This window comes from Streptomyces colonosanans, assembly GCF_001866645.1.
Taxonomy (GTDB): domain Bacteria; phylum Actinomycetota; class Actinomycetes; order Streptomycetales; family Streptomycetaceae; genus Streptomyces; species Streptomyces colonosanans.
Map to the genome: position 1 here is coordinate 1 of NZ_MLYP01000111.1, position 10,958 is coordinate 10,958.

Genomic DNA, 10,958 nt, shown 5'->3' on the forward strand with positions numbered 1-10,958 from the left:
TTGACGGGCAAACGTTGCCTGCCGGGGCACCAGTTGGCGAGAGAAACCGAGGCGTGGCGCCGTCGCGGATGCCTGGGCGTGGCCCAACCCCTCCACCGGCCGCCGGACCGGCGAGAGCCCTACCGGTCGCCGTCCCGCCCAACCGTCACCCGATCGGCGCGGAAGCGGAATAGCCCGGTCGGTCCGGGAGGTTCGTATTGCCGACCGGCGGGGCCGATGCGGCTCCGCGTGACACCGACCCCCGGAAGGGCAAGGCCAGTCATGAAGATCGGCATCATCGGCGCGGGCAACATCGGCGGCAACCTCACCCGGCGGCTCACCGCCCTCGGTCATGACGTCTCCGTGGCCAACTCCCGCGGTCCGCACACGCTCACCGCGCTGGCCGAGGAGACCGGCGCGACCCCCGTCACGGTCGGGGAGGCGGCCCGCGGTGCCGAGGTCGTGGTGATCACGATCCCGGTCAAGGCGGTCCCGAACCTGCCGACCGGTGTGCTGGACGGCGCGGCGAAGGATGTCGCCGTGATCGACACCAACAACTACTACCCAAAGGAGCGGGACGGAAGAATCGCCGAGATCGAGGACGAGGGCCTGACCGAGAGCCGCTGGACCGAACGGCAGATCGGCCACCCCGTGATCAAGGCGTTCAACGGCACCTACGCCCAGGACATCCTGGAGCGCCCCCGCCCGGCCGGCGACCCCGACCGTATGGCGCTTCCGGTGGCCGGTGACGACGAGGCGGCCAAGGCGAAGGTCCGGGCCCTCATCGACGGACTCGGCTTCGACACGGTGGACGCCGGCGGCATCGACGACTCCTGGCGTCAGCAGCCCGCCACCCCCGTGTACGGCCTGCGGGCGGGGGCCGAGGCCGTCGAGAAGGCGCTGACGGAGGCGTCACGCGAGCGGACGGCGGACTTCCGCGCGTAGGACCGGCCGGTTCAGACGATCTCCAGGGGCAGGTGCGGTCCGTCGGGCAACTCGATCCCGACCGGGTCGCCGGGCCGCACCACACCCCCCGTCACGACGATGCTCATGATCCCGGCCTTGAACCGGGCCTTTCCGCTCTCGTCCTGCCCGACGACCTGCTTCAGCAGCCCCTTTCGGAAGCCGTCGATCTGGGCGCAGGGATTCCGCAGCCCCGTGACCTCCACGATGGCCTCATTCCCGAGGTGCAGCAGGGTTCCCCGCGGCAGGCCGAGCAGATCGATCCCTCGGGTGGTGACGTTCTCCCCGAGCTGTCCGGCGGCCACGTCGAACCCGGACTGCCGCACCTCGTCGAACAGTTCCTCGTGGATGAGGTGCACCTGCCGCAGATTCGGTTGCGTGGGGTCCTTCCGTATCCGGGACCGGTGCTTGACCGTCTCTCCGGCGTGCACGTCGCCCTCCACGCCGAGCCCCGTGAGCAGCCTGATGCTCTCCCGGTTCGGCTTGGTGAACGTATACGCCCCGTTGCTGCTGACCGCGTTGACCGTCCCACCCATGTGCTGAAGTTCCCCTCCTCGATGCGACTGCTGTTCAGCCACGGGTCAAGAGAGTAGACGTGACCCGCCTCAGGCGCCCGTGGCCCACTCCCGCAGCGCGGCCTTGGTCGCGAAGTTCGCGACGTCCTTGTCCACGGGGTCGGAGGAGTACTGGTGGAACCGCCACGCCGCCTTGATACGGGGCTTGCCCGCGGTGACATAGTCGGCGATCCACAGGCCGTCACCGGCGTACGAGGTGGTGTCGACGGTGAGCCAGAAGTTGCGGTTGGTGTAGAGGATCACCCGGTAGCCGGGCCGGAGCTTCTTCACCGCGCGGATGAAGAGGTCCTTCTCCGTGTTGCTCGCATAGGTGCCGTCGCCCGTGGTCTCCCAGTCCACCGCCAGCAGATCGCCCGCCTTCTCAGGGGCCTTGGCGACGAATTGCTCGGCCTGGGCCGTGAGGTCGCCGGGCCACAGGAAGTGGTAGAAGCCGACCACACAGCCGGCGTCCCGGGCGGTCTTCACCTGGGCGGTGAGTCTGGGGTTCACATACGTACGCCCCTCCGTCGCCTTGACGAAGACGAAGGAGAGGCCGTCCGTGTCGTAGGCCGACGACTGGTACGCACTGACGTCGATGCCTCGCAGCATGGCGGTACTCCCTGAAATGCTCGTGGGGAGAAGGGCGTTGGTGCCTGCTACCCCGTGTACGGGTGATACCCGCCTGAGCGCGAAGGGCAGCTCCTGTCAGCCATCGAACTGAGAACCGAGGGAGACTTCACGGCCCGGTCGTCGGCCGTTCCTTTCCGTAGTACCGATCTCGTGTCCAGTGCGCCCGCCCAGGCGGTCCGGAGCTCCGAGTCAGGCCCGCGTCGCGCGCAGCGCCGCGTACTGCAGGGCCGCGAAGCCGCCGACCGTGACGGCCTGCAGCGGGATCCACACGGTGCCGGCCACCGTCGGTGACAGCCAGGTGGCGAGCGCGATCAGGCTGACCACGGCCCAGGCCAGGTTCGCCTCGATGACGGCGCGGACCGGCAGCACCGGCGGGTTCTTGCGCGCGGCGAGCATTGCGACGCCCGCGCCGTAGAGCGTGAGGAAGGCGCCGAGTCCCAGCAGCAGCCCCTGGTCCATGCCGAGGAACCGGCCGAGCGGCCCGGAGGCGGCGAGGTAGGCGAGTCCGTTGCCGGTGGTGGTGACGGCGTCGAGGGCGAGGAAGCGACGCAGCATGGTCTGCGGCTCGGAGGTGCGGGCCAGGGCGGCGAGCTGAAGAGCGGACATGACGGATCGGCCTCCGGGGGCGTCGGGGTCCCGTGGAATGGTCTGCCAGGGCCTCGGGCCGGAGTGCGCCGGCCCGAGGCCTGGTAGGGATCACTTTGCCCGGCCGGCTTCGGACGGTCGATTACGTCAGAGGTAATGCGCGCACGCCGCGGATCGCACGCACGTCGCGGGTCACCCGCAACCGTCGGTATGTCCCTCAGCACTCGATGATGTTGACCGCCAGCCCGCCCCGAGCCGTCTCCTTGTACTTCACGTTCATGCTGGCCCCGGACGCGATCAGTCCCTTGACCGCGAATTCAGGGCCACATCCTTGATCTGCTCGGTTGTTGGGGACTTCTCGGGGACAAGGTCACGCGCGGAGACCGCGCGGTTGACGGTATCTGTTAAATCGTGGCCTCCAGGGACAGGATGCCCGTAAGTCGCACCCACCGCTTGAGTCGCTTACGCACCCGCCTGACCCTGGGGGACCCATGCCACTTGCCGCACTGAAACGCGCCGCCCGGGAAACCATCTCCGGTCTGCCCCGGGAGTTCTGGTGGCTGTGGACCAGCACCCTCGTGAACCGGCTCGGCGCTTTCGTCGTCACGTTCATGGCTCTCTACCTCACGCTCGACCGCGGTTATTCGGCCTCGTACGCCGGTCTCGTCGCCTCCGTGCACGGGCTCGGCGGGGTCGTGTCCGCGCTGGGGAGCGGGGTGATGGCCGACCGGCTCGGCAGGCGGCCCACCCTCCTCATCGCCCAGTCCGCCACCGCCGGCTCCATTGCGCTGCTCGGCTTCATGCGCGGCCCCGTGGCCATCGCCGCCGTCGCCTTCCTCGTCGGCATGGCCTCCAACGCCTCCCGGCCCGCCGTGCAGGCGATGGTGGCCGACATCGTCAGGCCCCAGGACCGGGTGCGGGCCTTCTCGCTGCACTACTGGGCCGTCAACCTCGGCTTCGCCGTCGCCTCCGTGGCCGCCGGGTTCATCGCCGAGTTCAGCTATCTCGCCGGGTTCCTCATGGAGGCGGGGATGACGCTGGCGTGTGCGGTCATCGTCTTCCTCAAGGTGCCCGAGTCCCGGCCCATGCCCAAGGCCGAACAGACAGAGGACGGGGTCAGCCTCGTGACCGTGCTGCGGGACGGGCGGTACATGGCCGTCGTCGGACTGTCCTGCCTTGTCGCCGTCCTCTTCCAGCAGGGCAACGTCGGACTCCCGGTCGCAATGGGCCGCGCCGGGTTCACGTCCGCCGACTACGGCCTGGCCATCGCCGTCAACGGCTTCGTGATCGTCGCCCTGCAGATCCCGGTCACGTACTTCATGGAGCACCGCGATCCGCGCGCATTGATGATCGGTTCCTCGCTCCTCGCGGGGTACGGCCTCGGACTCACCGCCTTCGCCGGGTCGGTCGGCGTCTTCGCGCTCACGGTGTGCGTGTGGACGCTCGCAGAGATCGGCTACACGCCGACGCTGGCGGGGCTCGTCGTCCGGCTCTCACCCGCTCAGGGGCGCGGACGCTACCAAGGCATGAACACGCTGGCGTGGTCGGCCGCCATCCTGATCGCCCCGCTCATGTCCGGCACCGTCATCGACCACCTCGGCCCGGAGTGGCTGTGGGGGGTGTGCGCGGTCGTGGGGACCTTGGCGGGGATCGGGTTCGGCGTCCTCCTGCGGCGACTGCCGGAGGAACACATGCCGACCGCGGCGGTTCCGGACGAGGCCGGGCCGGAGGCCCGTACGGCCTGAGAGCCGGGCCCGACGCCCACCCGGCAACGCGAACGCGCCATGAGAAAGGCTTCCGCCCGGTACTGGGCAGGCGATAGCCGTCGGTGATCAGGTCGTACGGGAGTTGGAACGCGGCACGTTCGGCGTCGATGGCGCGTCAGCCACCACTTTCGGCCGCTGCGGTGAGTGAGTCGTTGCCGCCGGCGCTTCGCAGCAACGGATCGACCAGAGCCCATAACCCGTCAGGAATCAACCGCTCGGAGAGATCACCAGCATGGTCAACTTGCCACGTGATTCACTCCCTTAATATGTTGTAAGCCTATGGCAGGAATAAACGGGAAAGACGGACATGAACCAGCACATCCGTCGCAATAACCCGCCGTATCCAGCGGCGGCAAATCCTGAGCCTGCACAGCGAACGGACTTGAAATCCATTCGTCATCCAATGTGACGACCATCACACGGAGGTATATTTCGTGGGCGCGATCACGATGTTAGGTTACGTCTCGCCGGTCGCATGAAAGACATAAACGACAGGGGGTCTCCTCAGCGTCAGCGAGGGCTTTCATGATCGTTTTCTTGGAGTTCGGCGAATACTCCGTGAGTGTCGCCCGTGTCTGGGCTCCAGGTAAGCAAGTCATCTGATTGTCGAACGCAAGATATCCGAAATTGGGGACCCTGAGTGAAGACCGCCTTTTTTATCGAGAGCAACGGGTTGGACTACGGCTCCGAAGGTATGCGGCTCACCAAGGAAAAGGGTTATCGAGTTCATTTCGTCGCCCGCGATCCATCGGAGTACGAGAAGTTCTCTCCGAACCCGGTCAGCATTGCCGATGCCCACAGCGTGGTCGACACTTATGACCTGGTGAAGCTCATGCATTTCTTCACCGATCACGCGCCGGACGCCGTGATCGCGTTCGACGACTACCGGCTGGTGCAGGCAGCCGTGATCGCGGAGCGGCTCGGCCTGCCGCACGCCCCGGTGGACGGATTGCTCAACTGCCACTTCAAGGACCGTTCCCGCAACTTGACGAAGGGCGTCGGACGCTCCGTGGCGGCCGCACGCGTGCCGCTGGACGAGCCGGGCGACACGTCTCCACTCGGGTACCCGTGCGTGGTGAAACCCGTGGACGACAGTGGCAGTACTGGCGTACGGGTCTGTTCGTCCGACGACGAGTACCGCGGGGCACTGCGTACCATCGCCGCCCACCCGGTCAACCTCCGCGGCTACCGCCGCGCCCGGTACGCCCTGGTGGAAGAGTTCATCGACGGGCCGGAGTTCACGGCCGAGCTGATATGGGACGACCGCACCGACGGCTGGCGGTTCCTCGGATTCACCAAGAAGCTGATGGCCGAGCTCCCCTTCCGGGTCGAGCTCGGGGCCATGTTTCCGTATCATTTCGGGACGGCCGAGGAGGACGCTCGCATAGCGCGGGTGGTCGTCGACTGGCTCGCTGCAGTGGGACACCGCCGGGGAGCCGCCCATGTCGAGTTCAAGATCGTCGATGGTGTGCCGGCGCTGATCGAGATCAATCCGCGGCTGGGCGGCGACCAGATTCGTGAGCTGATGCGGCTCACCATCGGGCATGATGCCGTCGACTTGTATACGCGTCTGCATCTGGGCCTTCCCGCCGGCGAATCGGCCGGCGGCGCCCGCGGCGGCTACGCGGCAAGTCTCTATCTGACGCCCCGGCGCACCGGACTGATCAAGTCCGTGACGCCCCCGTCCATACTGCCTGCCGGAATCGTCCGCAGCACCTTCACCTCGGGACCCATGCAGATCAACGGGGTGGTCGACAACGGCGACCGCCTCGGCCATGCCATCTCCTGGGCCGATGAATTCGATACCTCACTGGCCGTCGCAGAGGAATACCTTTCCCGGGTGGAGGTCAAGTACGCCTGACCCGGGGCGAATAGGAAACCGCCGAAAAATCGGACGGGCAAGTAATTACCTGAGGGGGATTCTTGCTGCACGACTCTATTGTGGGATGTATCGGCAGCACCCCGATGGTCCACTTGAGACGCCTCTTCCCGACGGGACCGCAGGTATTCGCCAAACTCGAAATGCTCAATCCTGCAGGAAGTGTCAAGGACCGTACCGCGCGGCACATCATCGAGACCGGCATACGTGAGGGTCTCTTTCGTCCCGGGGTGCACATCGTCGAGAGCACTTCTGGAAATTTCGGTGTCGCACTGGCCATGATGTCCCGGATCCATGGCCTGCGCCTCACCCTGGTGGTCGATCCGCACATCACATCCAGCAACCATGCGATTCTGAAAAGCTACGGTGCGCAGATCGAGCTGGTTGACGGTGCGGCAACCGGTGGCAGCTATCTACCCGCGCGTATCGCGCGAGTGAAAGAAATACTGGCTGCCGACCCCGCGGCAGTCTGGATCAACCAGTACGCCAACTCCCTGGGGCCTGAAGCGCATTATCGGAGCACCGCGGAGGAAATAGCCAAGGACCTGCCGAGCCACCCTGACTATCTGGTAGTTGCGGTGAGCACAACTGGCACGTTGAACGGCCTGGCACACCGGCTGAAAGAGTACTCCGAAGGGCTCCGGGTGATCGCCGTGGACGCCGTCGGATCGGTGGTGTTCGGCAATCCTCCCGGGCCGCGCCGACTTCCCGGGATCGGCTCGAGCCGGGTGCCGGAGCTGCTCGACGAGAGCCTCGTCGACCGTGTCGTCGAGGTGACGGACGAGGAATCGATCGAGGCCTGCCACGACTTGTTGTCCACAGAGGCGATTTTCGCCGGCGGGTCCTCCGGATCCGTCATCGCAGCCATCCGGAAAATCGTCCCTTCCATATGCCCCGCATCCTCCGTCGTCACCCTCTTCCCCGACCGAGGAGACCGGTACATCGACCTGGTCTACGGCGTGGCAACCGCCGAGCACCCGCTCGTCGGGACGTCGGACGAAGACAGCGAGTCACTCGTCGGCGCGAGGGCGGTTTCGTGACCGCTCCGACGCCGGCCGGTGCCGACGACGACTGTGCCGTCCTCATCGGAGCGAAGCCCCTTCGGTAGCCGGTCCGGGGGGCCGCCGACTCGGCGGAGTGCACTGACACCGGCCGGCTTCCACCAGGACAGGGCCAGGACAGGACCTGGGGTCGGCCAAAAGCCAACGGGACAACGAAATCGCCGACCGGCTGACTTTCCTGAACGCGGTTCTCGAACAGCCGGACACCGTTGGCGCACCGCAGCTCTCGACGTACTTCCACGAGGAAGGGCTCAAGTGAAGCCAGACCGAATCAGGATTCTCGACCGCGCCACAGTGATGCGCTGCCTGGCCGGGATCGATCCCGTCAGCGTGGTCGAGTCCGCGGTGTGCGAGCACACCCTGGGCCGCTCCGACCTGCCCGCCGAGGGGTACATGGCCTGGGAGAACTCCGCCGGCGCGTATTCGCGCGCGGTAGCGATGCTCGGATGCGTACAGCAAGGCCGGAGCATGGCGTACGGCATCAAGCTGATCAACGCCTCGGTGACCAACCCCGCCTTGGGCATCGAGCGCGCCGGCGGCTTCACGGTGCTTTTCGATCCGGAGACCGCCCGCCCGGTCACCCTGGTCGAGGCCGGACACGTCAGCGCGCTGCGCACTGCCGCTTACACGATGTCCAGCCTGCGTACGCTCGGCCCCACGGACTTCGACGCGGTGAGCATCATAGGATGCGGCACCATTGCGGCCATGCACGCGAAGCTGCTCGTCCAGTATTTCCGGGCAGTCCGAGAGCTTCACCTGTACGACATCGACCCCGCCCGGACGGCCGCGCTTCGCCGGGATCTCGCAACACACTGCCCGGATGTGAAAGTCACCGAGCACCCGGACGTCGAGTCGTGCGTGAAGGCGAGCCAGGTGGTTGTCACGCTGACAGTATCGTCCGAACCGTACATTCCGCCCGGCTGGTTCGCCCCGGGGACCTTCATCGCACACGTGTCGCTCGACGACGTGATGCCGGCTGTGTTCCTGGAGGCTGAGGCGATCTACGTCGACGACATCGACCTTGTGCGGGACAACCCTCGTCGTGTCCTCGGATCGGTGATGCAGGCCGGCGACGTGGTAGCCGACACGGAATCCTCGTCCGGGCACGGGCATGCCCTGGCGAGGCGGTACGGAGAGGTACTGCTCGGCCGCGAGGAAGCGATTCGCCCGCAGGACGGCCTTGTCGTGAGCAACCCCTTCGGCATGGCGATCCTCGACGTGGCCGTCTGTCAGGAGGTGGCCGTACGGGCGGAGGTAGCCGGTCTGGGAACGGTCGTCGATCTCATGGGTGATCCAGAACGGGCAGACAGATGAACCTGTTCCAGCCGGAGCCGGACATCGAAGAAACCGGAGGCGAAGCGATGACGGACCAGACAGCCGTTCGGGCTGATGGGCTGCGCCCTCAGCGCAGTCTCATCTCCCTGCACGACCTGACACCTGAGGAGTTGCAGACGCTCGTCCGTCGCTCCTGCGCCTGGTACGAGAACAGACGCCCCAAGGAGCGCCCCCTGCAGGATCTTGTGGTGGGCACGCTGTTCGGCCACACCTCGACGCGCACCCGGACGGCTTTCACCAGCGGTGCGGTACGGCTCGGCGGTACCGTCATCGCCTTCGGGCCGAACGACCTGCAACTCGCCACAGGTGAGTCGCTGTCGGACACCGGCCGCATCCTGGGGGGAATGCTCGACGCCCTGGTTGTGAGGAGTTCTGTCGGTGAGAATGATCTGCGCGAGCTCGCCGGCACAGCCTCGATACCCGTCGTCAATGCGATGGTGCGCGAAGAGCACCCGACCCAGGGTCTCACGGACATCGCCCTCCTCTCCCATCGTTTCGGTTCGCTGCGGGGGCTCCATCTCGCCTATCTCGGCGAGGGGAACAACACGGCCGCAGCCCTTGCACGAGGTCTTGCACTGGTCCCCGGAGCCGCCCTGACCCTGGCGACGCCTGCCGGGTACGGGCTCGACCCCGCGGTCCTCGTTCGAGCCCAGCAGACGGCGAAGGAGTGGGGCAGCAAGGTCGTCGAGGTGCACCGGGTCGACGATATCGACGGCGACGTGGACGTCGTCTACACGACTCAATGGCAGACCACTGGGACCAGCAAAAGTGATCCGGACTGGCGGACGGCATTCACGCCGTTCACGGTCGACGAGCGTCTGATGGCGCGGTGGCCGGATGCCTTCTTCATGCACGACCTGCCCGCCCGCCGGGGCGAGGAGGTCACGAGCGGCGTACTCGACGGGCCCCGGTCGCTGGCCTGGGACCAGGCGCAGATGAAGCTGGCCAGTGCGATGGCCGTACTCGAATGGTGTCTGACCTAGGGCCTGTTCTGAGTTGAGATCAGGGAAGGGCTGGCAGGCTGCGTAACCAGAGGATGGATCCGCGCAGGTGGAGCCCGGCGGCATAGCTCTCGGGTGTCTTGTCGTAGCGGGTGGCCAGCCCCCGCCATTCCTTGATCTTGTTGATGCCGCGCTCGACGGTGTTGCGATCTTTGTAGAGCGTGGCGTCGTGGCTGACCGGGCGGCCGCCGGAGCGTCCCCTCTTCTTGCGGTTGGCGGCCTGGTCGGCCTTCTCCGGGATCACCGCCTTGATGTTGTGTCTGCGCAGGTGGGCGCGGTTGGCGCGGGAGGAGTAGGCCTTGTCGCCGGCCACTGCGTCCGGCCGGGTCCTGGGGCGGCCGACCGGACCGCGAACCTTGATCTTCTTAAGGACGGGGATGAAGCGCGGGCTGTCCGCGGCCTGGCCGGGGGTCAGGACGATGGACAGCGGGCGGCAGCGCCGCTCGACGGCGGGGTGGACCTTGCTGGTGAGCCCGCCTCGTGAGCGGCCCAGTTCGGCGGCCCGCAGTCGGGCCCTGCGGCGTCGACGCACGGCGCGGCGTTGTTCTCGTTGGGGGTCCTCTCTGTCCGCGGGCCCCTCGCCTGCAGGGTCGTTTTGCCCCTTTGCTGCAGCCCCTTTTCCTCCGCCACGGCCTTCTCCAGGTCCTGAAGGAGCTCCGGGTCGACGACCATGCCCGCCGCGTGGTGATGCGCGCGGGCAACGGTCGAGTCCACGCTGACCAGGCTGAGATCTACGTCGTCGCGGGCCGCCGCCTCAGCAATCATCGCGTCCATGAGGGTCTGGAAAACTTCGTCACGCGCCCACATCCGGAACCGGTCGTAGATCGTCGACCAAGAGCCGTAGCCCTCCGGCACATCCCGCCAGGGGCTGCCGGTCCGGAACCTCCACATCACCGCGTTGAAGTAGCTGCGCAGGTCAGGGATCGGTCCGAACGCCCCCAGCGGCAGGTGCGGCTCGATCAACTCCCACTCGGCATCAGTCAGATCACTACGAGTCACGCGACCGGTCTACCGCAGCCGGCACCCTCCTGAAGCCGGAATCACCGATCCCGAGATCTCAACTCAGAACAGGCCCTAGTGCCGCGGCAGGCAACGTTTGCCCGTTAAGGAGCGGCGTCGTGGGGGCACCTCCCGCTCGAGCGAAGCCGAGAGTGGGGGAGCGTGCTCTCGGCGTGCCGGCCGGAAGCCCTCGTACTGGACGTACT

The 10,958-nt window shown here is 66.7% G+C and carries 9 protein-coding genes and 1 pseudogene; 6 read left to right on the plus strand and 4 right to left on the minus strand.

The genetic code is table 11. The annotated features are described in order from the left end of the window. The first annotated feature begins 261 nt into the window (after positions 1-261). Positions 262-924: an NADPH-dependent F420 reductase gene (locus BIV24_RS29865; protein WP_071369594.1), complete on the plus strand. Its 663-nt coding sequence runs from the start codon at positions 262-264 to the stop codon at positions 922-924. Between the two features lie 11 nt (positions 925-935). Here BIV24_RS29865 and BIV24_RS29870 read toward each other — a convergent pair whose 3' ends face one another. The 3 genes from BIV24_RS29870 to BIV24_RS29880 form a co-directional block, all read right to left on the minus strand. Beyond that, complete coding sequence (locus BIV24_RS29870) at positions 936-1,478, minus strand: MOSC domain-containing protein (RefSeq protein WP_071369595.1); 543 nt, start codon at positions 1,476-1,478, stop codon at positions 936-938. A 69-nt stretch (positions 1,479-1,547) separates the two neighbouring features. Next, positions 1,548-2,105, minus strand: a complete 558-nt coding sequence (locus tag BIV24_RS29875; RefSeq protein WP_071369596.1) for a glycoside hydrolase family 25 protein — start codon at positions 2,103-2,105, stop codon at positions 1,548-1,550. A gap of 210 nt (positions 2,106-2,315) precedes the next feature. Further along, complete coding sequence (locus BIV24_RS29880) at positions 2,316-2,732, minus strand: hypothetical protein (protein ID WP_071369597.1); 417 nt, start codon at positions 2,730-2,732, stop codon at positions 2,316-2,318. 470 nt (positions 2,733-3,202) lie between these two features. On the opposite strand from BIV24_RS29880, the gene BIV24_RS29885 reads away from it, so the two are divergent. The 5 genes from BIV24_RS29885 to BIV24_RS29905 all read left to right on the plus strand — a co-directional run bounded on the left by BIV24_RS29885 (position 3,203) and on the right by BIV24_RS29905 (position 9,735). Beyond that, positions 3,203-4,456 carry an MDR family MFS transporter gene (locus BIV24_RS29885; protein ID WP_177198873.1) on the plus strand — a complete coding sequence of 418 codons (1,254 nt, stop codon included), beginning with the start codon at positions 3,203-3,205 and terminating at the stop codon, positions 4,454-4,456. A 661-nt stretch (positions 4,457-5,117) separates the two neighbouring features. Beyond that, complete coding sequence (locus BIV24_RS29890; protein WP_143064701.1) at positions 5,118-6,338, plus strand: ATP-grasp domain-containing protein; 1,221 nt, start codon at positions 5,118-5,120, stop codon at positions 6,336-6,338. Positions 6,339-6,400: 62 nt separating this feature from the next. Continuing rightward, positions 6,401-7,396, plus strand: coding sequence for a 2,3-diaminopropionate biosynthesis protein SbnA (sbnA, locus tag BIV24_RS29895; RefSeq protein ID WP_245767003.1), 996 nt, complete (start codon positions 6,401-6,403; stop codon positions 7,394-7,396). 276 nt (positions 7,397-7,672) lie between these two features. Then, on the plus strand, positions 7,673-8,731 hold the full coding sequence (locus BIV24_RS29900; protein WP_071369600.1) for an ornithine cyclodeaminase family protein: 1,059 nt from the start codon (positions 7,673-7,675) through the stop codon (positions 8,729-8,731). Between the two features lie 47 nt (positions 8,732-8,778). Continuing rightward, positions 8,779-9,735: an ornithine carbamoyltransferase gene (locus BIV24_RS29905; protein ID WP_071369602.1), complete on the plus strand. Its 957-nt coding sequence runs from the start codon at positions 8,779-8,781 to the stop codon at positions 9,733-9,735. A gap of 19 nt (positions 9,736-9,754) precedes the next feature. Here BIV24_RS29905 and BIV24_RS32810 read toward each other — a convergent pair. Beyond that, positions 9,755-10,752 (minus strand): annotated as a pseudogene (locus BIV24_RS32810) (IS5 family transposase). Positions 10,753-10,958 lie beyond the last annotated feature (206 nt).